We start from the raw sequence: 24756 nt of genomic DNA on the forward strand, positions 1-24756 counted from the left end.
ATTTCACCCCGGGAAATAGAGAAATAAGACCCGTACAATGGGTCTTACCACTATTATCTAATTATTTGTTTCATAAGCTTCGATGATCCGCTGAACTAATGGATGTCTCACCACATCTGTTGCATCCAGATAAACAAAGGTGATTCCTTTTACCCCGTTTAGCAGCCGATTTGCTATTTGAAGTCCCGATTTGACTCCCTTTGGAAGATCAATTTGTGTGATATCACCGGTGACAACCATCTTTGAACCAAATCCAAGGCGGGTCAGAAACATTTTCATTTGTTCCGGTGTCGTATTTTGTGCTTCATCCAGAATAACAAATGCATCATCAAGGGTTCTTCCTCTCATATATGCAAGCGGAGCAATTTCGATCGTTTCCCTTTCAATCAGCCTCAGTGTATGTTCTGCACCGAGTACATCATGCAGCGCGTCATACAGCGGCCGTAAATATGGGTCTACTTTCTCTTTTAGATCACCCGGCAAAAAACCAAGACTTTCTCCTGCTTCAACAGCAGGGCGAGTGAGTATAATTCGTTTGACCAGGCCGTTTTTCAGGGCATGAACCGCCATGACAACAGCCAAATATGTTTTTCCGGTACCGGCAGGTCCAATCCCGAAAACGAGGTCATTTGCCCGGATGGAAGCAATATAGCGTTTTTGCCCCAGCGTTTTCACCCTGATTGGTTTTCCTTGTACATTTTTGGTTATCTCATCCTCAAACAGCGTTTCAAATTGGGACAGTTTTCCCTTTTTTGCAAGATCCACAGCATAAACTACATCCCGTTCCGATATGGTCAGGCCTTTCCTGATCACAGCCAATAAAGCAGGAAGTATTCCTTCAAGCAGCACAATATTTTCTTTTTCTCCCGACACGCTGATTTGTTCTCCACGTGTAACAATAGAAACATTTAATAATTCCTCAAGCTGCAATAGGTATTTGTCGTTAATGCCAAATAAAGCCATTGCTTCATTTGGATCTGCCAAATGCAAATCAATTTCCGTGAAGTTCTCTGACATACTCAATCTCCTTGATTTAAAGGTTGTATTTGCGCAATATCTTCTTCTGCATTTATATACAAGTTTACTTTAACTTTACCACTGTCTGTAGTTTCATGCAAAACTTTTTCGGATATAATTTCAGCATCAGGACCAAGTTGTAAAGACAATTCGTTCTTTGCCTGTTCAACTCCAATATTCACTGCTTCTTCTTTTGTTCTCTCTTTCTCCTCATGCAGCAATTCACTTAACGTCATTTCAACAAAGGCAACAGGCAATTCCCATTTAAAGAAATTGATCGGCCTTTCATCTGCTTCCCTATGAATAGCATTATAGTCTGGTTCAGAGAAACCCCATACAGGCAGCTGCATATTTCCAATACGGATATAATATTTTTTTTCATGATTTCCTGTAATCCGCTCCGTATTGAATTGCAAAGGAATAGTTACTTCTGCTTCATACCATGTCGTTGCAGTTATTTCGCCCTCAGCTGCCACATATTCCAGCTCTTTATTATTTTCACCATCCTCATCCTCACCAGTCTCTTCCTCCCCGTTAATAATTCCGGACACCAGTATATCTCCGGGTTCTACGTAATCATTAACGCTGACTTGCGGAATACCTTCAGTAACGTACATGTTTTTTATTACTCCTTTTTTTGTGGCAACCAAATGCCGGGGTCCTTCCGCCTCTTCTTCTTCAACAATTACTTTTTCCACCCCTTCAAGAAAATAGGTTGTCCCTTTTTGGTCCACACCTACCCACAATAACTCAGGAATATCTTCCACCAGCATTTTTTGAATTTCTTTGGGAGAATCAATCGAAAATTTCCATGCTCCTGAATGAATTCCGTAACTGTCCAATTGTTTTGTAATTTTTTCCTCAATATCCTTTGGCACACCGGTTACTTTAACTTCCCATATAATATTCGATAAAAATAAAACCAACATAATACTGAGTATGGCGGCAGTCAGTAATTCTTTCCTTTGCAAAAACCTGCTTAGGTGGAAAGGAAACCCTTTTTTGTTCATAAACCGGATTTTATAACCGGTATTTTTTCTTATATATTTTATTTCGTTTACATCATTAAGTTTCACATTTCCTTGACATTGATTATCAGCTGTTTTCTTTACATCCCATACTGAAATGCCTTTTTGCGCGCATAACTGAAAAAAAAGCTCCGGCTGATTCCCCTTAACTGCGATAGTTACATAACCAGTAAAAAAGGATCCTTGTATTTGTTTCATGTCCCCCTCCTTAATCCGGAATAAATTTAACGTCTTTGATTATTCCTTCTAATAATATTTCCTCCGGGAGCATCATCTTTAACACAAATGATGAACCCATGACGCGGATGTATCCTTTATTTGATTTTAATTTAAGCTCTGTTTCCGAATAAGTAATCAGTCCCTTATGGTTTTCAATGTATACATGTAAGTCGCCGACAATTGTTATTCTCGGTAATTCAAGAACTACATCTGATGGAAGGGCCAGGTATTTTATTAACCATGGTTTCAGTCCCTGTTGCCAATTTTTCATTCACACAGCCCCCTCTCATCATCATATTTATGAAAATAATCTTGTAATAAGAACTTGGAATTGCGTAAATGTAAATGACGAAGCTAATTAGACTAATTCGAGGCTTATACAAAAATAAATATAATAAATAGAAATTTAAAAAGTATAGTATATAAGAAGAAAAGTTTAAACCTCTTAATGTCCTATATTTAGGGGCATAAACTTCTGTATTTTCGCGGAATAACTAGTTATGGGAATTTTCAATGGATACAGAGGTAAGCAATTTGCCAGGAATAGAATTATATATTTTTGCGACTCATTATAATACCGAATTTTTTCTGCTCATACTGGTTGCGGGAAAACAGGAATCGATTTACATAAAATTGGATGACCCCACCAAAACCTGCATGAGAAAGGAAGTAAACCAAAATCCCGTGTACTGATAGCATATCCCTAAATTTTAAATGTTTGTTAAAAAGAAAACCCGATGAGAAAATGCTTTCCCATCAGGTTTTTTGCTGTTGGCAATTTTAATCAGCCATTCTTTCGCTCCGTTATTACACTCCGGTACGGTCTTCTTGCCCTGGGCGAACCCAACACTTCGGACATAATAATTCCATTTATTAGCCCTTTTCCTTTCAAGCTTTGGGATACACCTCTTTTTATTTGTTCCTGCTCTTTTGACAGGTCCTTCGCGGTTTCCCGCAGCACACTTCCGGAACCAGCAATTCCTTCCTGTAATTCATCCACTGCTTCATTGGTCCGCGTGTTAAACCGGTTAGCCAGCTTTTCCATTTGTTCCTTTTGCTGTGTTTCTATAGATGAAGAGGAAATAGTTTCCCTGACTGTTTCAAGTGTACCTTTCCCGCTGGTCCGATTATTACCACTTGAGGATACTGGACCACGGGCGGTTTGCGGAGCACGTCTTGTCGGCCTGGTCCGTCTTTTTCTATCTTCTTCCTTTTGCTTTGCAGCATTGTCTCTCAAAAACCCCAAAATCCCTGCAATGATCAGGATAACGATAAAGAAATTGCCAAATATTAATTCTAAAAGAGCTTCCATTGTTCATTCTCCTTTATAGCAATTTTCTTAGCTCTGAGGTTCATTGTTATCATCATTATCTTCGCTTAATTTACCGATGGTATCTCTCATATCTGTATCGGCATCAATGTTTTTATAGTTCATATAATCCATGACACCCAGATTTCCTGAACGCAATGCTTCTGCCAGCGCAAGCGGTACATCCGCTTCTGCTTCCACCACTTTTGCACGCATTTCTTGTACTCTGGCAACCATTTCCTGCTCTTGTGCAACAGCCATAGCACGACGCTCTTCCGCTTTAGCCTGTGCAATATTTTTGTCTGCTTCGGCTTGATCGGTTTGCAGAATTGCACCGATGTTTTTACCGATATCCACATCTGCAATATCAATGGAAAGAATTTCAAATGCTGTACCTGCATCCAGTCCTTTAGCCAATACGGTCTGGGAAATTGAATCAGGGTTTTCCAGTACCTGGGCATGTGTTTCCGAGCTACCGATTGTACTTACGACACCTTCACCAACACGCGCGATGATTGTTTCTTCACCGGCACCCCCGACAAGGCGGTCAATATTGGCACGTACAGTAATTCTTGCCTTGGCCTTCACTTCAATACCGTCAATCGCAATACCAGCAATAAATGGTGTTTCAATGACTTCCGGGTTTACACTCATTTGAACGGCTTCAAGTACGTCACGTCCTGCCAGATCAATGGCAGCACCGCGTTCAAATGGCAAATCAATATTTGCGCGATGAGCAGCGATAAGCGCATTTACTACCCTGTCCACATTACCTCCGGCAAGGTAGTGACTTTCGAGCTGGTTTGTTTTTAATCCCAGCCCTGCTTTATGCGCTTTAATTAGAGGATTAATAACTCTATTTGGTACAACTCGGCGCAATCGCATACCAATCAGCGTAAAAATTCCTACTTTTACACCGGCTGCCAGCGCGCTGATCCATAGCATAACCGGTATGAACGTAAACAATATTGCCAAAGCAATAATGATGACCGCAATAATAATCAGCGGCATAAGTTCGGTTAACGTCATGAAAATTCCTCCTACTGAATTATTTATCTTATATTAGATTTCTCTAACAACAATACGTGCTCCTTCAACTTTAACAATTTTCACTCTAGAATTCGCATCAATAAATGCTCCTTCAGACACAACATCGATCCGTTCCTCATTAAACAACGCTGCACCAGCCGGACGCAACGGTGTGGCAGTTTCACCTTCCAGTCCAATTAATTCCAGTCGGTTGGCAGTGGATACATATCCCAGTTCTGTCGTATTTTCATCCCTAAGTATAATGTGCCGGAAAACGCCTTTATCCATCCCTATTCGCCTGAATAGTACAACAGCAGTACCTATGGCAACTAAAAAGGCAATAGAGATACTCATTGACATATGCCCTACATCATAACCGGACATAAAGAGTGAACCAATGACCGCAGCAACTCCGAGCAGACCTAAAATCCCGCCTGCCACAAAAATCTCCGCAATAATTAAACCAATTCCTATAACGAGTAGGATGATAGCCTCTGAACCCGCAAGTCCGGCAACAATATGTCCATAAAAGAACAAAACAAGTGAAAGGATTCCAATTGTGCCCGGCACCCCAAATCCGGGAGAATATAATTCAACAATCAGTCCAAGACTCCCTAAGGACAAAAGAATCGGTATAACTACCGGATTGGTTATAAAACGTGCAACCTCTTCAGCAAATGAGGTTTCCATTTCTATTACTGTCGCATCAGACAAACCCAGTTCATGCAGTAGTTCAACGCGGTCGCCTACGGTACCCTCTGAATACCCCACTTCCAGGGCAGTGGTAGGATCCAATGTAAGGTAATCACCTTCCGGAGACCCTATTTCCGGCAGGTCAATGGATGGATCAGCCATAGCTGCAGCGTATAAAGGATCTCTGCCTTTTGATTCTGCAGCACTTCTCATTGCTGCCAGCCAGGCAGATTGAGCTTTTTCATCAGCAGCATTGCCATCTCCGGTAATAACACCGCTTGAACCCATTGTTGCCTGCGGTCTCATATAAATATTATCTGTATTCAAAGCAATATAGGAACCTGCTGATAATGCCTGATTAATAACAAAGGATGTAGTTGGAATATCCAGTGATTGAAGTTCACTTGCAATATTCCCGGCTGCATCTACACGGCCGCCCGGTGTATTAATTTCAAAAATAATATGGTCTGCCCCTTCTTCAACTGCTTCCTCTGTAGTCCGGGATAAAAATGCCTCAAGGCCGCGTTCCACTTCTTTCTCAATGGGGATTACATAGACCGACTGCCCACCGCCTTGTTCGTCATCTTCCGCATGTATCATTCCGTTATTGCCTGCTGCCGACATTACAGCTATCATGATCAGCAGTACTATGTATATGAAAATCTTTTTTCCCGGCACAAGGATCACCCCCTTACAAGTCTATATTTTTGCATACGGATTACTGATGGGTTTGGTTTCATTTTTTCCCATTCTTATGTTAATAGTACCATAAAGTATTCAAGTTCGTATATCAATTGCATGGAATAGGAAGCAGCTAAATTGAGTCAGTGGGAGTTTAAGCTTCAGGATATAAAAAGAGCCTTGTCAGAAATAAACGACAAGGTTCTTTACTGGATATTAATTTAACTGTTTTTGTACAATTTTGTTGATTTGTGAGCCATCTGCCTTTCCTTTTACTTTCGGCATGACAGCACTCATTACCTTTCCGATGTCTTTTTTGGAAGCAGCATTTACTTCCTTAATTGTTGATTGAATAATTTCTTCCAGCTCCTCGTTGGAAAGCTGCTCAGGCATATATTCCTGTAAAATATTTAGTTCAGATTCTGTTTTTTCTACAAGATCATCGCGTCCAGCTGATTTAAATTCTTGGAGGGAATCTTTTCTTTGTTTTACCTCTCTGGACAAAACAGTCAGTTCTTCATCTTCGGAAAGTGTTTCTTTCCCCAATTTTATTGATTCATTTTGTATGGAAGCTTTCACCATTCGAATTACGCTAAGGGTTTGTTTATCTTTATTTTTCATTGCCTGCTTCATATCCTGATTGAGCTTTTCAAGTAATGTCATGATTACTGCACCCTCTTTTAGTATCTGCGTTTTCTGGCAGCTTCTGATTTCTTTTTGCGTCTAACACTAGGTTTTTCATAGTGTTCACGCTTGCGATATTCTTGTAATGTACCACTTTTTGACACATTACGCTTAAAGCGACGAAGAGCATCTTCAAGAGACTCGTTTTTACGAACGCGAGTTGTATTTGACATGCTTTTTTCCCTCCCTCCGAAGCACAAAACAAGTTAAGGAGCATATGTATAATTAATCATATGCTTTTTAAAGTATAATATAATACTACGTATTGGTCAACAAATTAATTATGAAGCTTTAATAAGAATCTCCACCTGTTTTGCTGTCATTTAAAATAGCTACACCGGCACTGGCGCCGATACGGGTCGCACCTGCTTCAATCATGTTGTTGACTGTATTTGAATCGCGCACCCCTCCGGAGGCTTTTATTCCCATATCTTCCCCGACAGTCCTGCGCATCAGCTCTATATCAGAGCGGGTTGCCCCGCCTCCGGAGAATCCTGTCGAAGTTTTTACATAATCTGCTCCAGCCTCTTTTGCCAATTTACACGCACGTATCTTTTCATCATCTGTTAATAATGATGTTTCAATAATTATTTTGGTCAGTACCTCTTTGCCGGCTGCCTGGACAACTGCTTCGATATCTTCTTTAACCTGCATATCATTTCCGGTTTTTAATTCACCTATATTGATTACCATATCAACTTCTGCTGCGCCATCTTTAATCGCTTGTCTTGTCTCAAAAACCTTTGTATTCGTAGAAGTTGCCCCTAAAGGAAAACCAATTACTGTACATACCTTTACATTTGTATCTTTTAATTTATCGTAACATAAAGGGACCCAGTATGGATTTACACAAACAGATGCAAATTCATGCTCTTTTGCTTCGCCTATCAATTTTTCTATATTTTCCTGTTTTGTATCAGGTTTTAATAGTGTATGATCAATATATTTTGCCAGTTCCTTATTTCGCATAACCTTACCCCTTTTCTTTCTATGAACTAACTGCATATTAGTATGCTTCAGGAAAGACCAAATGTTATGGGAAAAGCCCCGGGGAGGGTGCTGAACCCTCTTCCTCTTCCCTCCGTAATGCTTTGCCCCTCTTCCTGTACACATTTTCTTTACATCGCATTTACATGTTCATTTGCAGTTTCATCCATAATTCTAACAAAAGTACCTTCATTTATTGGGTAACCAGCTTTTGAAATTTTTACACGTATAATTTTCCCGATCATATCAGGTGTTCCTTCAAATTGTACCTTTAAATAATTATCCGTGTAGCCGACTAGTTTTTCCGGATGTGCTTTATCTTGTACGCGTTCTTCCGGAATGACTTCCAGCACTTCGTTTTCGTAATGGGAAGCATATTCTTTAGCCATTTGATCGGACAGCGCTATTAAACGGTGAACGCGGTCATTTTTCACCTCATCCTCTACCTGCTCTTTCATACGTGCAGCAGGTGTGCCGGTACGGCGTGAGAACGGGAAGACGTGGAGTTCGGAGAAACCTATTTCTTTAACGAAATTATAGGTCTCCGTAAATTCTTCTTCTGTCTCACCTGGAAAGCCTACGATTACATCAGAAGTAATGGCAAGTCCAGGCAGTGCTTTTTTAATTTTCTCCACTTTTTCCTTATAGAAGCCGGTGGAATATTTCCTTCTCATTCTTTCCAGCACAGTATCAGAACCAGACTGTAATGGAATATGCAGGTGCCGCACGATTTTTTTCGAATTATCCAGCACTTCAATAACCTCATCAGTAATCTGGCTTGCTTCAATGGAAGAGATCCGTATACGCTTCAACCCATCCACTTTCGTTTCCAGATCCCGAAGCAGGCTTGCAAAATTATAGTCTGTCATATCTTCTCCATAGCCGGCAGTGTGAATTCCTGTAAGAACGATTTCCTTATAGCCGGCTTGTACTAATTTACGTGCTTGTATCAGCACATTTTCCGGATCCCTGGAACGGAGAAGTCCCCTTGACCACGGTATAATACAAAAAGTACAGAAGTTATTGCAGCCTTCCTGGATTTTTAGAGAAGCACGGGTGCGGTCCGTAAACTCCGGGACGTCCATTTCCTCAAATACACGATTCTTCATAATGCTTTTCACACCGTTGACCGGCTCTCTCGTTTTTTGGTGTTCATCAATGTATTTCAGCATATTTTTACGATCCTGTGTACCGACAACGACATCCACCCCCGGTATTTCGATAATTTCTCCCGGTGAGGTTTGGGCATAGCAGCCGGTTACACAAATAATAGCTTCCGGATTCTTCCTGACTGCACGGCGGATGACCTGCCTGCTTTTTTTATCCCCTGTATTTGTTACTGTACATGTATTAATGACATATACATCGGAATTATGATCGAAATCGACCCGTTCATATCCGTTACTTTTAAACATATTCCATATTCCTTCTGTTTCATAATGGTTCACCTTACAGCCTAATGTATGAAATGCAACTGTTGGCATTATTTACACCCCAATTCTTCAAAATGGTAAGAAATACTTGCTAATGCATAGAGAGATGCAGTTTCAGTTCTCAGTATTCTTGGTCCCAGCCGTACAGCATGAAAACCGTGTTTTTTCAGCATATTGGCTTCATTCAGGGAAAACCCTCCCTCCGGGCCGATACAAATGATTAACCGTCTTATACGGTCCGGTTTAATTTGATCTAGTATCGGAGCCAATGATTGGAAATTCCCTGTTTTGGCTTCTTCTTCATATGCAAATAACTTGATATCATCCTCATTCATGTCTTTAATCATTTCCGCATAAGACATGACCGGATATATATATGGAATCTTATTGCGGTGGCTTTGCTCGCTTGCTTCTTTAGCAATCTTATTTAATCTGTTTATTTTTTTCTTTTTCTTTTTTTCATCCCAAACAACAATGGATCTTTCTGCCTCAAACGGCAAAAAAGCGGCAGCACCAAGCTCTGTCCCTTTTTGTACAATATAATCGATTTTATCTCCTTTTGGCAAGCCTTGGGCAATGATTACATTGATTGGAAGCTCTGCATTTCTCTTCACTGGTTCCACTATAGTTGTATGGATTTCATTTGGACTGCTGAAAATGATTTCACAGACAGCAGCATAGCCATCCGGGTGTCCGCAAATGACTTGATCCCCTTCTTTTAAACGCATCACTTTATTGATGTGATGAACATCATCGCCTGCAATGATGACTTGTTTTTCCTTCCATCCCGACTCCGGGACAAAGTATCGCTGCACATCGATCACCTGCTTATCCAGAAGAAATTTAAATTAGCTTGAGTCTTTTTTCGGTGTTTTTTTACATGAACAGTAATCGCAGCCCGGCTTACTCGACTTTTTTACCCTGGCTTTTTGGCAATGATGGCCAGCCAGTCATCCATTTCGTTTATTTCCAAAATGTGAAAGCCATCATGCTGCAGCTTGTCTACTACTAATTGCTTTTTGCTTTGGATGATCCCTGAAGTGATAAACAAACCACCTTCGATTAAATTGTTCCATGCATCTTGTGTAAATTTAACGATAATTTCAGCTAATATGTTGGAAACAATCAAATTCACATGTTCATGTACACCTTCCAACAGGTTATTTGGCTCTGCTGTTATTTTCTCCTCCAGCCTATTGAGCCTTGCATTCGATAATGTACTTTTTACCGCTACATCATCAAGATCAAATGCACGTACGCTTTCTGCTCCAAGATGAGCAGAAGCAATGCTCAGCACCCCGGAGCCTGAGCCTACATCAATAACAAAATCACCTTTTTTTATATATTTCTCCAAAGCTTGAATGCTTAACATCGTTGTTGGATGTGTTCCTGTCCCAAAAGCCATTCCGGGATCAAGCTCAATTATTATTTGCTCATTTGAATCAGGCTCATATTCTTCCCAGGTTGGTATAATCGTAATTCGGTCAGACACCTGAACAGGTTTATAGTACTTTTTCCACGCCGTGGCCCAATCTTCTTCATCCAGTTTGTTTATTTTAATGTCGTTCGTCCCAATATTTATTCCGTATTTTGTCAGGTCGTCAACTGCTTCTTTTATTTGCTGCACCGTCTTTTCCAGAAAGCTGTCAACCGGAATATATGCTTTGATATAGACCCCTTCTTGAGGATAGTCAGCAGGGTTTAAATCATACATTTCCCCATATGTATCGCGATGTTCAAGATGCAAATCGAGTGGATCCTCAATGGCCAGCCCGCTTGCTCCTGCTTCATGTATCAGGTTTGAAACCGGTTCTACCGCTTCATTAGTTGTATGAATACGTATTTCTGCCCATTGCATATAGGATCCACTCTTTTCTAATTATTTGTTTACTGGAATTATTCACTTTTAAATGCTTTCTTAAACCGCTGGAACAAAGAGTCGTCTTGTTCATCGGTTGCGTCATGGCCGCCCAGCTTATTAAACTCGCGTATGAGTTCTTTTTGTCTATCGTTCAGTTTTGTCGGTGTAATGATCTTCACTTTGATATGCTGATCACCATGTCCGTATCCGCGTACGTTTGGGGCACCTTTTCCTTTTAAGCGGAATGTTTTCCCTGTCTGCGTTCCTGCAGGTATTTTCAGCATGACTTTTCCATGCACTGTAGGTACTTCAATTTCATCGCCAAGTGCTGCCTGGGCAAATGTTAATGGAAGCTCGCAAAATATATGATCCCCTTCCCGGGTAAAAAATTCATGCGGCCTGATTTGAACGACGACATACAAATCTCCCGGGGGGCCTCCATTGATGCCTGCTTCCCCTTTTCCCGCAACACGAATCTGCTGTCCCTCATCAATACCGGCAGGAATATTAATATTAATTTTACGATGTTTTTTCACTCTTCCTGAACCGCCGCAAGTGGAACATTTCTCAGGAATAATTTTCCCGGAACCTTGACAGTGATGACAGACTCTTTTATTCACTACACGGCCAAATGGGGTGTTTTGCTCCGTGTTTAACTGTCCGGAGCCATTACAATGGGAGCAGGATTTAGTTTTCGTTCCCGGCTTGGCTCCTGACCCATGGCAGGTTTCACAATTTTCTTCTTTGGGAATTCGAATGTCTGTTTCTTTTCCAAAAATCGCCTCTTCAAAATCCAGAACTATGGTATATTGGAGGTCTGCTCCCTGTTGAGGTGCGTTAGGATCACGTCTTGCGCCGCCGCCAAAGAACATGTCAAAAATGTCGCCAAAACCGCCAAAGTCCTGGCCGCCCCCTCCAAAGCCTCCGAAGCCCTGGCTTTGTGGTCCTGAATGTCCAAACTGATCATACTGCGCCCTTTTTTGCTCATCGCTAAGCACTTCGTAGGCTTCTTTCGCTTCTTTAAATTTATCTGCGGCATCTGGTTCTTTATTTACGTCCGGATGGTATTTTCTGGCTAACTTTCTATATGACTTTTTAATTTCTTCTTTTGAAGCATCTTTACTTACTCCAAGCACATCATAATAATCACGCTTACTCACCGTTTATTCACACTCCCGACACTATTGCATAACTTTAATCTTACCATTTCTTCCTGATAAGTGACAACCGGCAAACAGTAAAAAGTCAAAGCCAAGAGGTTCCTGACTTTGACTTCCAATTGGAGAGAACAAACCATATATCGGTTTGTTTATTTCTTATCTTTTTCGTCATCCATTTCTTCATAATCTGCATCTACTACATCGTCATCACTTTTCCCGCTTCCTTCTGCTCCCGCTTGCGCCTGCTGTTCCTGCTGCATTTGCTCATACATTTTCACAGAAAGCTGCTGTACCTGTTCCTCCAGTGCCTCTTTCTTTGATTTAATTTGATCGAGATCATCAGATTCCAATGCGGTTTTCAGTTCGTCTTTAGCTGTTTCCGCTTTTTGTTTTTCTTCATCGGAAACTTTATCTGCCAAATCTTTTATTGTCTTATCCGTGGTGAAGATTAACTGGTCCGCTTCATTGCGCAATTCCACTTCTTCACGGCGCTTTTTATCCTCTTCTGCATTTTCTTCCGCTTCTTTAACCATGCGTTCCACTTCATCATCAGAAAGACCTGAAGATGATTTAATCGTAATGGATTGCTCTTTATTTGTTCCCATATCCTTTGCACGTACATTAACAATACCATTGGCATCAATGTCAAAAGAAACCTCAATTTGCGGCATGCCTCTTGGTGCCGGCGGGATATCCGTCAATTGGAAACGGCCCAATGTTTTATTATCGGCTGCCATCTCGCGCTCCCCTTGCAGGACATGAATATCCACTGCCGTCTGGTTATCGGCTGCAGTTGAAAATATTTGTGAATGACTGGTCGGGATGGTTGTATTCCGTTCAATCAATTTGGTAAATACAGAGCCCATTGTTTCGATTCCAAGTGATAAAGGTGTAACATCCAGCAGTACAACGTCTTTCACATCTCCCTGAAGCACGCCTCCCTGAATTGCAGCACCTAAAGCAACTACTTCGTCCGGATTAACTCCTTTGGACGGATCCTGTCCTGTTTCACGTTTAATCGCTTCCTGTACAGCAGGAATACGCGTTGAACCACCCACAAGGATTACTTTGTGAATCTCATTTGCGGATAATCCCGCATCTGACAGAGCTTTGCGGGTTGGTACCATAGTGCGCTCCACTAAATCTGAAGACAGCTCTTCAAATTTTGCCCTGGTCAGATTCATTTCCAAATGTAGTGGTCCGGCTTCTCCCGCTGTAATAAACGGCAGGGAAATTTGCGTTTGAGATACACCGGAAAGATCTTTTTTCGCTTTTTCAGCCGCATCCTTTAAACGTTGTGTTGCCATTTTATCCTGGGACAAGTCAATTCCATTTTCTTTTTTGAATTCAGCAACCATATGATCAATGATTACTTCGTCAAAATCATCACCGCCAAGACGATTGTCACCAGCTGTTGCAATCACTTCAAATGTACCGTCGCCAATATCCAGTATAGATACATCAAACGTACCGCCGCCAAGGTCATAAACGAGGATGGTCTGATCCTGGTCTTCTTTATCTATACCGTAAGCCAGCGCTGCGGCAGTAGGCTCGTTAATTATCCGCTCTACTTCCAGGCCGGCAATTTTACCGGCATCTTTAGTGGCCTGGCGCTCTGCATCATTGAAATATGCCGGTACGGTAATTACCGCTTTTTCCACTGTTTCCCCAATATAATCCTCTGCATAGGATTTAATATGCTGCAGGATAATTGCTGATACTTCCTGTGGTGTATATTCTTTACCTTCAATTTCCACTTTGTAATCTGTTCCCATATGTCGCTTTACGGATTGAATCGTATTAGGGTTTGTAATTGCCTGGCGTTTTGCCACTTCCCCTACCTGTCTTTCCCCATTTTTAAAAGCAACTACGGAAGGCGTCGTACGATTTCCTTCAGGGTTTGGTATAACTACCGATTCTCCCCCTTCCATTACAGATACGCATGAATTTGTTGTTCCTAAATCAATTCCGATTATTTTGCTCATCTTCCATTTCCTCCTTAACTGACTGACAATTATTTATTGACTTTTACCATCGCCGGACGAATTACCCGGTCTTTAAGCATATATCCTTTTTGCAGTTCTTCCACAATAATATTGGAACCTGTATTTTCATCTTCTGTTTGCATCACTGCATGGTGAAGATTTGGGTCAAATTCCTTTCCTTCTGTTTCAATTTCTTCCACACCCGCAGAATAAAGTGCTTCTATAAATTGATTGTAAACCATAGTAATACCATCAATAATTCCTTTGGTCTGTTCATTTTTTTCTACCTGCAATGCTCTTTCAAAATTATCAACTACCGGCAATAATTCGTTTACGAGATCCTGCGATTTATATTTAAGACTCGCTTCTTTTTCTTTTTGTGTCCGCTTCTTAAAATTGTCATACTCAGCTTGTAAACGAAGCATCCGCTGATATGTCTCGTTTTTTTCCTTCTCCAGTTCCTCCAGCTTAAGCTGCAATGCTTCCTGATCATCTTTGCCCTGTTCTTCATCTTCATTTGCTGCATCAATTACTTCAATTTCTTCCTGATCCGGTTTGTCCTGTTCTTCCTCAGCTGTGACTTTTTCTTCTTTTTCCATTACTGGTACACCTCCTGAAATACATATGCAGGAAAAAACATTACTGAAAAGTTCTGCTGGCGCTCCCCTGCATTATACAATGCTTCCACGGGGATTTTAAACTGATGCCCTTTACACTGGCACAGCGGTAAAACCTTGGTTTCATACATGACAAATTAGCGGCAGGTGCAACTCCTGCCACCTGTAAACAGATATTCTCAGCCATTGTTTTTATACCACATATACAATGCCTCTGTCATCTCATTTGATAGAACCTTTAATAACGAAATGACCCTTTTATATTCCATTCTCGTTGGACCGAGCAGTGCTATCGTTCCATGCTGGCCTTCATCCAGGCGATAGGTGGATGTGATCAGGCTGAAGTCCTTAATTGCTTCCACTTCATTTTCCTGACCAATGGTTACATTGATCCCATCGTCTGTCTGTTTTAGCAAAGTAGCTATTTCATCCTCTTTTTCCATCATGGTTAAGAAAGTACGAATTTTCTCCACATCGTTAAATTCCGGCTGCATTAAAATGTTTGATACACCGCCGATATATAGTTTAACCGGCTGTTCAGCCAGGAAAGCCGTTTTTAAATATTGATAGGTTTGATCAAAATCATCCATGTATTTTTTCATCATCGAAATGATTTCGGAATTAAACAGTTCCGGCAGACTGATTACCGGACTGCCTGCTAGATGATGATTTATAATATTAACCATCTTTTCCAGATCGGAAGGATTTATTTCAGACGGTATCGTAAAAGTGCGGTGCTCTACATGACCGGTATTGGTCACAAGTATGACTACTGCTGTATGCGGAGTTAAAGTAATCATCTGTATTTGTTTTAATTTTGTTTCCATCATTTCCGGACCCAAAATAATAGATGTATAATTCGTTAGTTCTGATAGCACTTCCGCAGACAATTGCACAATCTGTTCAAATTCATAAAAACCGTCCTGGATAAGGTCCTTAATAATGTACTCATCGGATTGACCGGATATGGATGCAGCAATGTGATCCACATAATAGCGGTACCCTTTTTCCGAGGGAATCCGTCCGGAAGACGAATGTGTTTTTTCCAAAAATCCCTTCTCTTCCAGATCTGCCATATCATTTCTTATAGTAGCAGCACTATACGGTATAGTGCCTTTTTTAGAAATGGCTCTTGAACCTATCGGATGTGCCGTCTCTATGAATTCATCGATAATGACTTGTAGAATCAACATCTGCCTTTCTGTTAACATGATGTTCACCTCTGTTAGCACTCTTGGATAGCGAGTGCTAATTCTAATAATAAATTATCAAATCATCATTTTTTTGTCAATGAACTTGAATTATTGGCCAGGTACTGATTTTTGAAGGGAATTATGCAAAAACCTCGTCCAATAAAAACTTCTCAAACACTTCGTTTGCCAAAAGTTTTCCTTCATCTGTCAGATAGATATCTGTTTTGCTTTCAACCAGCCATTGTTTATCAGTTAATTCATCAATGGCGCTGCGATAATATTTATCCAATGGGAATCCGAATTTATCCTGAAACACCGCTTTATTGACTCCCTGCATTCTGCGCAAACCTAAAAACAGTTCTTCCTCAATCTTTTCCCGCATCCCAATTTCATCTATATGCAATATCGGTTTACCATCCGCCATTGCCTGCTTAGTATAGGCTGGAAGCGGACGCAGATTTCCGATTCGCTTGCCGGGCAGATAACCATAAGCACCTGCGCCAAAGCCATAGTAGTATTCATTACTCCAATAAGTCAAATTATGCTTGCTCTCAAAACCGGGTTTGGCAAAATTGCTTATTTCATATTGCTGGAGTCCGTGACGCTTGGTTGTCTCAAGTAGAATGTAGTACATTTCCACTTCTTCTTCAGGCTTGGGACGATGCAGCTTTCCTTTTTTATGCCGCTGATAGAAGACAGTTTTCGGTTCAATCTGCAGGGAATAAGTGGATAGATGCGGCAGGTTTAATGACAATGCTTCATCAAGTGATTTTCTGAAATGATTCACTGTCTGCTTTGGAAGCGAATAAATCAGATCTGTGCTTATGTTTGAAAAACGGTATTGCTGCAGCAGATCTACTGTTTTATACACATCACTGATTTTGTGCACTCTTCCAAGTTCCTCAAGCATATGATCATCAAAAACCTGTACACCAAGGGACACCCTGTTTACACCGTAGGCCTGAAGCAACTTCACCTTTTCTTCATCAAAGTCGCCGGGATTTGCTTCGATAGTATATTCTTCACAACCTGCTACATCAAATTTTTCACTGATGAACGCAAGAAGTGTCCTTAGTTGTACCTCGTTTAGTGCAGTTGGTGTACCTCCTCCTATAAAGATTGTTCTGATTTTGTTTTTCGTGCCCGGAACATTTACATTAATTTCATTTATTAAAGCTTCTATATATTCATCCGCCAATTTTTCATTGTAAAAAAACTTGGTAAAATCACAGTAATGGCATATTTGCCGGCAAAATGGTATATGAATATATACAGACTGAATTTCGTTCATAGCTCTCTACTCCTTACTCAAAGTTGCTCTTATGACAGTTTTTAAAAAAGTTGATCGTTAATGCAGAAGAGTATGGGATTATACTTAAAAAGGGGAAAACTTATAAGCCTGTTTGGCTGTAAGTTCTCCCTTTCGTCACTTTACCCTTAGTCATCATTCATTTCCAGAACTGCCATAAATGCTTCCTGCGGGACTTCTACGGAACCAACCATTTTCATGCGCTTTTTCCCTTCTTTTTGTTTCTCCAGAAGTTTTCGTTTACGGGATATATCCCCGCCGTAACATTTGGAAAGCACATTTTTTCGCATTGCTTTAATCGTTGAGCGGGCCACTATTTTATTTCCGATTGCCGCCTGGACAGGAACTTCGAATTGCTGTCTTGGAATTAGTTCTTTCAGCTTATCCACAATTTGTTTACCCCGCTCATAGGCAAAATCCCTATGCACGATAAAGGACAGGGCATCAATCGTTTCCCCGTTTAATAATATATCCATCTTCACCAGCTTTGAAGACTGGTATCCTATCAGTTCATAATCAAAGGAAGCGTAGCCCTTTGTTTGGGATTTCAGCTGATCAAAGAAATCATAGACTATCTCAGATAATGGAATATGGTAAACGATATTAACCCGGATTTCATCCAGATACTCCATGTCAACAAACTGCCCGCGTTTCTTTTGTGCTATTTCCATGACAGCACCTACAAAGTCATTGGGAACCATTATTGTAGCCTCTACAAATGGTTCGCGGATTTCTTCGATTTGCTGTGCGTCAGGCATCATGGACGGGTTGTCAATCTCCAGCAATTCTTCATTCGTCTGTTCAACCTCATAAATCACACTGGGGGCTGTCGTAATTAAATCAATGTTAAACTCGCGTTCAATCCGTTCCTGAATAATTTCCATATGCAGCAGTCCCAGAAAACCACAGCGGAAACCGAAGCCAAGCGCCTGGGACGTTTCCGGTTCATACTGCAGCGAGGAGTCGTTTAATTCCAGTCTTTCCAGAGCTTCCCTCAGATCATTATAATTATTGGAATCAACCGGGTACAATCCGCAAAAAACCATCGGGTTTAATTTTCTGTAGCCAGGCAGCGGTTCAGCTGCAGGCCGGTCCACATGGGTTATCGTATCCCCTACCCGGGAATCGCTTACGTTTTTAATGGAAGCAGTCAAAAATCCGACATCTCCCACCGTTAACTCCTTTTTATTGATGGGCTTTGGCCCAAAAACTCCCATTTCATTTACTTCAAATTCCTTCCCCGTGGCCATCATCTTGATTTTATCTCCGACCCGCAGCGTACCTTCCTTAATACAAACATAAGCAATGACACCGCGGTAGGAATCATATAAAGAATCGAAAATAAGTGCTTTTAAAGGCGCATCATTTTTGCCTGCCGGTTCCGGAACCACTTCGGTAATTCGTTCCAGAATTTCTTCAATGCCAATGTTGGATTTTGCTGATGCGAGTATTACTTCATCTCTATCTATGCCTATGACATCTTCAAGTTCTTTAGTTACACGTTCCGGATCTGCGCTCGGTAAATCTATCTTATTAATTACCGGAATAATCTCCAGATCATTATCCATAGCAAGGTATACATTGGCCAGCGTTTGTGCCTCAATGCCCTGGGCAGCATCCACAACAAGAATGGCTCCTTCACAGGCAGCCAGACTGCGGGATACCTCATATGTAAAATCGACATGGCCTGGTGTATCAATTAAATGAAAAATAAATTCTTCTCCGTTTTTACTCGTGTATTGCAGCTGCACCGCATTTAATTTTATCGTGATGCCGCGCTCCCGCTCCAAATCCATGGCATCCAGCAATTGTTCCTTCATTTCCCGTTCTTCGATTGCTTTTGTATTTTCAAGAATCCGATCAGCCAATGTGGATTTTCCATGATCTATATGAGCTATAATGGAAAAATTCCTTACTTTTCGCTGTTTATTTGTCATTAGTGATGTTCACTCCTACACGTCTTCTTCAAAGAAAACTTGACTTTCATAAAGTTAAGTGCTGCAGGGGTATGATCTATAATACCATGCATTTTTCCGGACGAATATATTTGAATAATGCTTTCCTGCTAAGTTCAAAATCTTAATCGGTGATTACTAGGTTGATTATAGCAGTAGAGCAATCTATATTCAATCATAACGTTGGACCGGGGATTTATTTTAAAACACTTATTTACTGCCCGGATTGTTGTCAAAATTTGCAGGAGGATACTTACTTCTGAACCAACGACAAAGTTTACAGTTTGCTGAATTAACCCGCATTTGCCGTTCGGAATGCCAATGTGAATAAACATCATGTATCCGGAGGAAGTGATGCACACGAGAGATGGTCTTATTCGTGTAATTCAGTGAACGATAGTTCTCAGAAAAATAATTGGGCAAACTGATATAGTATGTGAACAATTACATCATATAGCCCCTTAACACCCGCTTCAAGAAAAGAAGCAGTCTGTTGCGTAAAATTTTGCTGTTCAGTTTTCGATAATTCTGCGGTCAGCTCAGCTGTATTACTATCATGATCATATAAACCAGGTTCATCTTCCACGGTTTCCACAACATTGTTTTCCTTCTCAGCAGAAGGCGTATCCGAATTCCCGCGATCCACTCCGTAAAGCATGCCTGATAAGAAAAAGACTGCGAGTAATAATAGAACTATAAATGAGCGTATCATGCTCTTTTCCTCCTAACCATCAACAGCTTCAGCATCCCAGTAATATTCGCTGAATACTTCCGCCAGAATATCCGCCGAGCGATAAAGCTCCTCCAGCGTATTTTCCACACCGCCAAACTCAAATAAAAGTGCATTCTCATTCAGATCCTGATTAAATATTCCATTCGTTCTTGCACCCTCCAGCGGCAAATAGCCGCGGCTGATTCCCGGATATTTATCTTCCAGCAAATTATGCAATTCTTTGGCCAGTTCGAGGTTTTTTTCATATTCTTCATGTTCTGCTCCTACTACAAATAAAATCCTGCCGTAGGATTCACCATCTATTTCTGTTGTTGTCTTATCCCTGGAGATAGAATCTCTATGGATATCAAAAACGTAGTTTAAATCGTTGCTTCCCGCCATCGCTTCTTCTACTATTTCCCTTGACGCCTGATAGGATTGTCCATAACCCCAGTCGCGCTCATTTAATATGTTCATAAAATCATGATCATCCACCAGGGAGCCAATCCCCTTTTCTTCTAATGCCTGGGCAAAACGTTCGCTTACTTTCGTTATGTTTACTTCATCATGATGGGCATGGTCCGGATTTGTCACATCCGGAAGATGCGGAAGAAAGGATTCACGGTTATGTGTATTATAGATAAACACAACATTACGTCCTTCGGTGGTTGGCGTCGTTTCCTCCTTTGGTTGTTCTTTTACCTCTGTTTCTTTTTCCTCCTCATCAAACACTGCTTCTCTCTCCCTTAAAACTTCTTCCAGTGGAGGAGAAGACTCTACTGGCATATTTGCATAATTCGTTCCTTCACCGGCAATTAAAATCCGGTCATATACTGAAAACCCCGGTATTTCATTTCCCAAAAGGCTTCTGGGGTCATTTGGCTTTATACTTGTTGCTATTTGCAGCAGTTCAGTAGAGAGATTTGGCATGGCCTGGTCATTTGGATATGCCTGCTGAAATGCACGATTCTCTATACCAAATAAGTATAAAAAGGTAGAACTGTCTATATCGCTTGTCCACTCCGTAATCGTTTGAATAGAAAGACGGTAAGCCGGTTGTACTGTCGTCAAAAATCCGATGGACACAAATAATATGATAATGCTCATTAAATAAATTCCGCTCTTCTTAAAAAAAAGATTAAAACGCTGATGCGTGCGAGTATTTTGCTTGTTTGACATACTGGTTCCGCCCTTCCTGAAGTCCTTATAGTCAAAATCTATGAAGTAACTTCAGGAAATAGAACCAAACTTCCATTTAAGATAGAATGGAAGCTATCTCGTATAGGAAGCAAAATTATTAACATCTACTTGCTCATGTAACGCAGCATTGACGCCGTTTGCTATAACACTGGCCATGTCTATCATGAATCCGTCTACTTCTTTTGGCGTTACCATTAAATTATGGCCAAGGGGAGTCAAAACCTCATTAATCAGTTTTCGCTTTTCTTCATCTGATAATGTGCCAACGATTCCCATGAATGTTTCACGTTTTTCTTCATCCGGCAGATCTTCCTCCGTATATACTTTATTTCCAAATGTTAAACCTGCCGGCGCAAGTGACCTGGACGGTTTATCTTTTTCATTCCATTCCCTACCAAAATGCTTCAGCATAAAATCAATCGTATCACTCGCAATGGTGACAGCATCCACTACCGTTGGAACCCCTATTGCCAGTACCGGAACACCGAGTGTTTCTTTACTTAGTTCCTTCCGCTTATTCCCTACCCCTGAACCGGGATGTATGCCTGTATCTGAGAGCTGAATCGTCTCATTGACTCTTTCAATTGATCTCGAAGCAAGCGCATCAATGGCAATGACAAAATCAGGCTTAAACTTCTCTACGATCCCAAAAATAATATTGCTCGTTTCAATGCCGGTTACCCCCATGACACCGGGAGTTACGGCAGCAACCGGCCGATACCCTTCAGAAACAGATTCATGCTCCAGTTCAAATAAATGACTGGTTACCATCACTTTTTCGGCCGTCATTGGACCAAGTGCATCCGGGGTTACATTCCAGTTGCCAAGTCCCACAATCAAACCTTTACTATCTGCGGGGATATTATTTTTGGCAATTAATTGTTCCAGTTCCTTTGCGAGAATTTGTGCAGCTTTTTCCTGTCTTGCCGTATCCTGCCTTTTAACGCCATCTGCATATATTGTTACATAGGAACCCTGCTTTTTTCCGATTAATTCTTCCCCAGTCTCATCAATCTCCACATAGGTAATTTTTATATTATCCTGTTTTCTTTCTTTAACGGTTACCCCTTTCAGTCCGCTTTCTTTTTCCGTCTTTTCTTCCTGTTCCACAAACATATCCCGGGCTTCCACTGCAAGATCTGTTCTGACCTGGAAGTTTGTTTTCTCTTCATTCATAGGTTTCATCCTTTCACATTTCTTCAGTAATAGCGTTCACAAATTAATAAAACTCATACATACCGGTGAAAGCTCTTGAAAACAAGGAGAACCTCTGATAAAATGACTCTTGTCCACTTATCACTGGACTTCGTTAGCCCATTGCTTTTAATCAGGACTGGATTAGCAATTATGATCAATAGTATGCTTGTAATTGGGAGGTGAAACAATGGCCAATATTAAATCTGCAATTAAACGTGTTGAAGTCAACAATAAAAAACGCTCACAAAACGGCGCACAAAAAGCAGCGATGCGTTCCGTAATTAAGCGAGTTGAAAAATTAGTGGAAGAAAATGATGCAGAAAACGCAAAAATTACTCTGCAGACTGCAAACAGTCAAATTGACAAAGCAGTGCAAAAAGGACTTATCCACAAGAACAACGGAAACCGTCAAAAATCCCGTTTAGCTGAAAAAGTAAATAATCTTGGCGCATAAAAAAATGATCCCATTAAATTTAAATGGGATCATTTTTTTGGAGGCTAAGTAAAGCGAAAAATCATTTATTGATTCTGAATAAGATCATAAAGCAAAAACTCAAAAGAAAGGCTTTTTTCCATCGTTCCCTGCTTCATTTGAGCATCCGTTTCTGCAAGCTTATCCATTATTCTGTGCAGTCCTTCCAATGTAAAACGCCGTTCTCTTTTTAATGCTATTTTAATGACGTAAGGATGGGCGCGAAGCTGTTTTTGCATGTCAAATTGGCTTATTCCTTTTCGTTTCAGCAATTTCACCTGGAGGATCATCCGGAATTGAAAAGCAAGCAGCGCAATAAGTGCGATTGGTTCCTCCTTCATTTTTTCCAGGTCTTTATAAATAGATATCGCCTTATGTAAATCACGGTCTATAACAGCATCAACCAATCTTAATGAAGAGTTTTCCGGGGTATGTGACAACAGGATTTCCGCAGCTTCTTTCGTTACCACCCCATCTTTCCCGGCAAAAGTGGCCAGCTTTTCAACTTCTTTCTCCAGTAAATGCAGATTTGCTGACACTTCTGTTTCCATGATTTCTTTCGCATCTTGGTCTAATTGTACACTATACCGGACGGCCATTTCGTCCAGATATTTTCCCGTATCTTGTTCTTTTATCGTATTACAGGGTACCACGGAAGCTTTTTTTTTCATCTGTTTACTTATTTTTTTTCTTTCATCTATTTTATCGTATGGAGCGATGAAGACAATTATGGAATAATCTGCCGGTTGATCCAAATATGCTTCCAGAACGGCAAGATCATGCTCGAAATCCAGTGATCCGGGCTTCGCTTTTAAAAAGATTGGGTTTGTAGCGAAAATTAGTTTTCTTTCTTCAAAAAAAGGAAAGGTTTCTGCATCTCTGACCACTTCCTGAACAGGTGTCTCCTCCAAATCATAAACAGCCAATTCATCTTTATTTTCTCCTAATACCGCATTTGTGATCACTGATTTGAATTGCTGTATAAAATAACTTTCCGACCCATAAACTAAATATACCGGTGAAATTTGCTGTTTTTTTATCTGTTTTACTATTTCTGAATAAGTCATCTCGTCCACTCCGCCAATTACAGTATTTATACATTTTATTGCAACTTTATATTTATGGTAAATCGTTCAATGGCGAATAGCAAGGAAAATCGGGGGAATTTGCAGCTTAAATTCCCCCGGAATCTATATAAACGTTCAGAACACAGACCTAGGAACTGTACTCTAAACGATGTTTTCTGTTTACTTATAGATTTTCCCGTACAAACAAAACTATAGATGTAAAGTCTTTCTAAAAATGGATAAACAAATTATTATGTGACATTTTAGAGGCTAAAGTAGATTTTTTAAAGATTTTATTTTATACTAATGGTGATATAGGAGGGGTTAGTGTGAACGAGTTTGAAAAAGACGCACAATCAAAAAATAATGATGTTGTTGATTCAATCAAAGGCTTTGGTTTCTCATTCCTTTTCTGGATCGTGCTATTTACTATCGGTGTCGTAATCAGTGTAGTAATGATGTAACAGCTGATTAATACTTACCGGCACATATTAGAAAAACTCGCATTCACTCGTTTTAAAGTGAATGCGTTAGTTTTTACTTGGGCCTTAAAAATTTCAGCTCTGCAAAATCCGCTTCTGAGCCAAAAATTTTGTCTTGCCTTAATTTACAATTGATGCTGAGACAGAAATCAGAGTAAGCATCAATAAGACTAATAACAGCTCCGTAAATACGCATACCCCCGGGGCTGCGCGGAATGCCCGCCTCGCCAAAGGCGGGAGAAAAGGCATTAGTGAGACATCAATGAAAAGGGAGAATCTTACTTGCGGAGATTGCTGCACCATTGAAAAACCCGCAAGGCAACGAGCATAAAGAGGCATACAAGCCGCCTGCGTCGAAGAGATACCGGGATAACTCCCTTGTTTTTTTGCGGATGCCGCACTTGTGCCGATGGTAAAAGTAAAGTATATTTAAGTGCAGATTTAAGAACATTTGGGTATCTGCTTA

At 40.6% G+C, this 24756-nt stretch carries 24 protein-coding genes; 2 read left to right on the plus strand and 22 right to left on the minus strand.

Translation table 11 applies throughout. The features are described from left to right. Nucleotides 1–57: 57 nt before the first annotated feature. The 21 genes from GHD25_RS09460 to gpr form a co-directional block, all read right to left on the minus strand. On the minus strand, nucleotides 58–1017 hold the full coding sequence (locus GHD25_RS09460) for a PhoH family protein (protein WP_164216180.1): 960 nt from the start codon (nucleotides 1015–1017) through the stop codon (nucleotides 58–60). 2 nt (nucleotides 1018–1019) lie between these two features. After that, nucleotides 1020–2243, minus strand: a complete 1224-nt coding sequence (gene yqfD / locus GHD25_RS09465) for a sporulation protein YqfD (protein WP_164216181.1) — start codon at nucleotides 2241–2243, stop codon at nucleotides 1020–1022. Nucleotides 2244–2253: 10 nt separating this feature from the next. Further along, nucleotides 2254–2535 (minus strand): sporulation protein YqfC, encoded by a 282-nt coding sequence (yqfC, locus tag GHD25_RS09470; RefSeq protein WP_164216183.1) that lies wholly within the window; start codon nucleotides 2533–2535, stop codon nucleotides 2254–2256. Nucleotides 2536–3048: 513 nt separating this feature from the next. Further along, nucleotides 3049–3576, minus strand: a complete 528-nt coding sequence (locus GHD25_RS09475) for a hypothetical protein (protein WP_164216185.1) — start codon at nucleotides 3574–3576, stop codon at nucleotides 3049–3051. Between the two features lie 27 nt (nucleotides 3577–3603). Continuing rightward, on the minus strand, nucleotides 3604–4602 hold the full coding sequence (gene floA / locus GHD25_RS09480) for a flotillin-like protein FloA (protein WP_164216187.1): 999 nt from the start codon (nucleotides 4600–4602) through the stop codon (nucleotides 3604–3606). A gap of 33 nt (nucleotides 4603–4635) precedes the next feature. Continuing rightward, nucleotides 4636–5919 carry an NfeD family protein gene (locus GHD25_RS09485; RefSeq protein ID WP_240452295.1) on the minus strand — a complete coding sequence of 428 codons (1284 nt, stop codon included), beginning with the start codon at nucleotides 5917–5919 and terminating at the stop codon, nucleotides 4636–4638. Nucleotides 5920–6192: 273 nt separating this feature from the next. Next, nucleotides 6193–6639 (minus strand): GatB/YqeY domain-containing protein, encoded by a 447-nt coding sequence (locus tag GHD25_RS09490; protein WP_164216189.1) that lies wholly within the window; start codon nucleotides 6637–6639, stop codon nucleotides 6193–6195. Nucleotides 6640–6656: 17 nt separating this feature from the next. Then, on the minus strand, nucleotides 6657–6833 hold the full coding sequence (rpsU, locus tag GHD25_RS09495) for a 30S ribosomal protein S21 (RefSeq protein ID WP_164216191.1): 177 nt from the start codon (nucleotides 6831–6833) through the stop codon (nucleotides 6657–6659). A gap of 118 nt (nucleotides 6834–6951) precedes the next feature. Further along, nucleotides 6952–7629 (minus strand): deoxyribose-phosphate aldolase, encoded by a 678-nt coding sequence (gene deoC, locus GHD25_RS09500; protein ID WP_164216193.1) that lies wholly within the window; start codon nucleotides 7627–7629, stop codon nucleotides 6952–6954. 149 nt (nucleotides 7630–7778) lie between these two features. Continuing rightward, nucleotides 7779–9131 carry a tRNA (N(6)-L-threonylcarbamoyladenosine(37)-C(2))-methylthiotransferase MtaB gene (gene mtaB / locus GHD25_RS09505; RefSeq protein ID WP_164216195.1) on the minus strand — a complete coding sequence of 451 codons (1353 nt, stop codon included), beginning with the start codon at nucleotides 9129–9131 and terminating at the stop codon, nucleotides 7779–7781. Further along, nucleotides 9131–9895: a 16S rRNA (uracil(1498)-N(3))-methyltransferase gene (locus tag GHD25_RS09510; protein WP_164216197.1), complete on the minus strand. Its 765-nt coding sequence runs from the start codon at nucleotides 9893–9895 to the stop codon at nucleotides 9131–9133. Before GHD25_RS09510 ends, mtaB begins: the two co-directional genes overlap by 1 nt. A gap of 101 nt (nucleotides 9896–9996) precedes the next feature. Continuing rightward, on the minus strand, nucleotides 9997–10938 hold the full coding sequence (prmA, locus tag GHD25_RS09515) for a 50S ribosomal protein L11 methyltransferase (protein WP_164216199.1): 942 nt from the start codon (nucleotides 10936–10938) through the stop codon (nucleotides 9997–9999). 38 nt (nucleotides 10939–10976) lie between these two features. Beyond that, entirely contained in the window at nucleotides 10977–12101 is a 1125-nt protein-coding gene (dnaJ, locus tag GHD25_RS09520) for a molecular chaperone DnaJ (protein ID WP_164216201.1), read from the minus strand. A 149-nt stretch (nucleotides 12102–12250) separates the two neighbouring features. Next, the gene (dnaK, locus tag GHD25_RS09525; RefSeq protein WP_164216203.1) at nucleotides 12251–14086 is read right to left on the minus strand and encodes a molecular chaperone DnaK; all 1836 of its coding nucleotides are present in this window, start codon (nucleotides 14084–14086) and stop codon (nucleotides 12251–12253) included. 29 nt (nucleotides 14087–14115) lie between these two features. After that, entirely contained in the window at nucleotides 14116–14685 is a 570-nt protein-coding gene (gene grpE / locus GHD25_RS09530) for a nucleotide exchange factor GrpE (protein WP_164216206.1), read from the minus strand. A 197-nt stretch (nucleotides 14686–14882) separates the two neighbouring features. Then, a complete protein-coding gene (hrcA, locus tag GHD25_RS09535) occupies nucleotides 14883–15914 on the minus strand; it encodes a heat-inducible transcriptional repressor HrcA (protein ID WP_164216207.1) in 1032 nt (343 codons plus the stop codon). A gap of 121 nt (nucleotides 15915–16035) precedes the next feature. Beyond that, complete coding sequence (gene hemW / locus GHD25_RS09540) at nucleotides 16036–17187, minus strand: radical SAM family heme chaperone HemW (RefSeq protein WP_164216209.1); 1152 nt, start codon at nucleotides 17185–17187, stop codon at nucleotides 16036–16038. 146 nt (nucleotides 17188–17333) lie between these two features. Beyond that, on the minus strand, nucleotides 17334–19142 hold the full coding sequence (gene lepA, locus GHD25_RS09545; RefSeq protein ID WP_164216211.1) for a translation elongation factor 4: 1809 nt from the start codon (nucleotides 19140–19142) through the stop codon (nucleotides 17334–17336). Between the two features lie 421 nt (nucleotides 19143–19563). Beyond that, entirely contained in the window at nucleotides 19564–19872 is a 309-nt protein-coding gene (locus tag GHD25_RS09550; RefSeq protein ID WP_164216213.1) for a hypothetical protein, read from the minus strand. A 12-nt stretch (nucleotides 19873–19884) separates the two neighbouring features. After that, complete coding sequence (spoIIP, locus tag GHD25_RS09555) at nucleotides 19885–21051, minus strand: stage II sporulation protein P (protein ID WP_164216215.1); 1167 nt, start codon at nucleotides 21049–21051, stop codon at nucleotides 19885–19887. Between the two features lie 93 nt (nucleotides 21052–21144). Beyond that, entirely contained in the window at nucleotides 21145–22248 is a 1104-nt protein-coding gene (gpr, locus tag GHD25_RS09560) for a GPR endopeptidase (protein ID WP_164216217.1), read from the minus strand. Between the two features lie 208 nt (nucleotides 22249–22456). Between gpr and rpsT the strand changes: the two genes are divergently transcribed. Next, nucleotides 22457–22723, plus strand: coding sequence for a 30S ribosomal protein S20 (rpsT, locus tag GHD25_RS09565; RefSeq protein WP_164216219.1), 267 nt, complete (start codon nucleotides 22457–22459; stop codon nucleotides 22721–22723). A 65-nt stretch (nucleotides 22724–22788) separates the two neighbouring features. Here the strand turns inward: rpsT and holA are convergent, their stop codons facing one another. Next, nucleotides 22789–23808, minus strand: coding sequence for a DNA polymerase III subunit delta (gene holA / locus GHD25_RS09570; protein ID WP_164216221.1), 1020 nt, complete (start codon nucleotides 23806–23808; stop codon nucleotides 22789–22791). Between the two features lie 329 nt (nucleotides 23809–24137). On the opposite strand from holA, the gene GHD25_RS09575 reads away from it, so the two are divergent. Beyond that, on the plus strand, nucleotides 24138–24272 hold the full coding sequence (locus tag GHD25_RS09575; protein WP_164216223.1) for a YqzM family protein: 135 nt from the start codon (nucleotides 24138–24140) through the stop codon (nucleotides 24270–24272). Nucleotides 24273–24756 lie beyond the last annotated feature (484 nt).

The sequence above is a fragment of the Virgibacillus aidingensis genome (genome assembly GCF_010994035.1).
Taxonomy (GTDB): domain Bacteria; phylum Bacillota; class Bacilli; order Bacillales; family Amphibacillaceae; genus Virgibacillus_N.

Bases quoted from the DNA above. Each gene is read 5' to 3' on its own strand.
- GHD25_RS09460 (WP_164216180.1), bottom strand. From the start codon at position 1,017: ATGTCAGAGAACTTCACGGAAATTGATTTGCATTTGGCAGATCCAAAT.
- yqfD (WP_164216181.1), bottom strand. From the start codon at position 2,243: ATGAAACAAATACAAGGATCCTTTTTTACTGGTTATGTAACTATCGCA.
- yqfC (WP_164216183.1), bottom strand. From the start codon at position 2,535: ATGAAAAATTGGCAACAGGGACTGAAACCATGGTTAATAAAATACCTG.
- GHD25_RS09475 (WP_164216185.1), bottom strand. From the start codon at position 3,576: ATGGAAGCTCTTTTAGAATTAATATTTGGCAATTTCTTTATCGTTATC.
- floA (WP_164216187.1), bottom strand. From the start codon at position 4,602: ATGACGTTAACCGAACTTATGCCGCTGATTATTATTGCGGTCATCATT.
- GHD25_RS09485 (WP_240452295.1), bottom strand. From the start codon at position 5,919: ATGTCGGCAGCAGGCAATAACGGAATGATACATGCGGAAGATGACGAA.
- GHD25_RS09490 (WP_164216189.1), bottom strand. From the start codon at position 6,639: ATGACATTACTTGAAAAGCTCAATCAGGATATGAAGCAGGCAATGAAA.
- rpsU (WP_164216191.1), bottom strand. From the start codon at position 6,833: ATGTCAAATACAACTCGCGTTCGTAAAAACGAGTCTCTTGAAGATGCT.
- deoC (WP_164216193.1), bottom strand. From the start codon at position 7,629: ATGCGAAATAAGGAACTGGCAAAATATATTGATCATACACTATTAAAA.
- mtaB (WP_164216195.1), bottom strand. From the start codon at position 9,131: ATGCCAACAGTTGCATTTCATACATTAGGCTGTAAGGTGAACCATTAT.
- prmA (WP_164216199.1), bottom strand. From the start codon at position 10,938: ATGCAATGGGCAGAAATACGTATTCATACAACTAATGAAGCGGTAGAA.
- dnaK (WP_164216203.1), bottom strand. From the start codon at position 14,086: ATGAGCAAAATAATCGGAATTGATTTAGGAACAACAAATTCATGCGTA.
- grpE (WP_164216206.1), bottom strand. From the start codon at position 14,685: ATGGAAAAAGAAGAAAAAGTCACAGCTGAGGAAGAACAGGACAAACCG.
- hrcA (WP_164216207.1), bottom strand. From the start codon at position 15,914: ATGTTAACAGAAAGGCAGATGTTGATTCTACAAGTCATTATCGATGAA.
- hemW (WP_164216209.1), bottom strand. From the start codon at position 17,187: ATGAACGAAATTCAGTCTGTATATATTCATATACCATTTTGCCGGCAA.
- lepA (WP_164216211.1), bottom strand. From the start codon at position 19,142: ATGACAAATAAACAGCGAAAAGTAAGGAATTTTTCCATTATAGCTCAT.
- GHD25_RS09550 (WP_164216213.1), bottom strand. From the start codon at position 19,872: ATGATACGCTCATTTATAGTTCTATTATTACTCGCAGTCTTTTTCTTA.
- spoIIP (WP_164216215.1), bottom strand. From the start codon at position 21,051: ATGTCAAACAAGCAAAATACTCGCACGCATCAGCGTTTTAATCTTTTT.
- gpr (WP_164216217.1), bottom strand. From the start codon at position 22,248: ATGAATGAAGAGAAAACAAACTTCCAGGTCAGAACAGATCTTGCAGTG.
- rpsT (WP_164216219.1), top strand. From the start codon at position 22,457: ATGGCCAATATTAAATCTGCAATTAAACGTGTTGAAGTCAACAATAAA.
- holA (WP_164216221.1), bottom strand. From the start codon at position 23,808: ATGACTTATTCAGAAATAGTAAAACAGATAAAAAAACAGCAAATTTCA.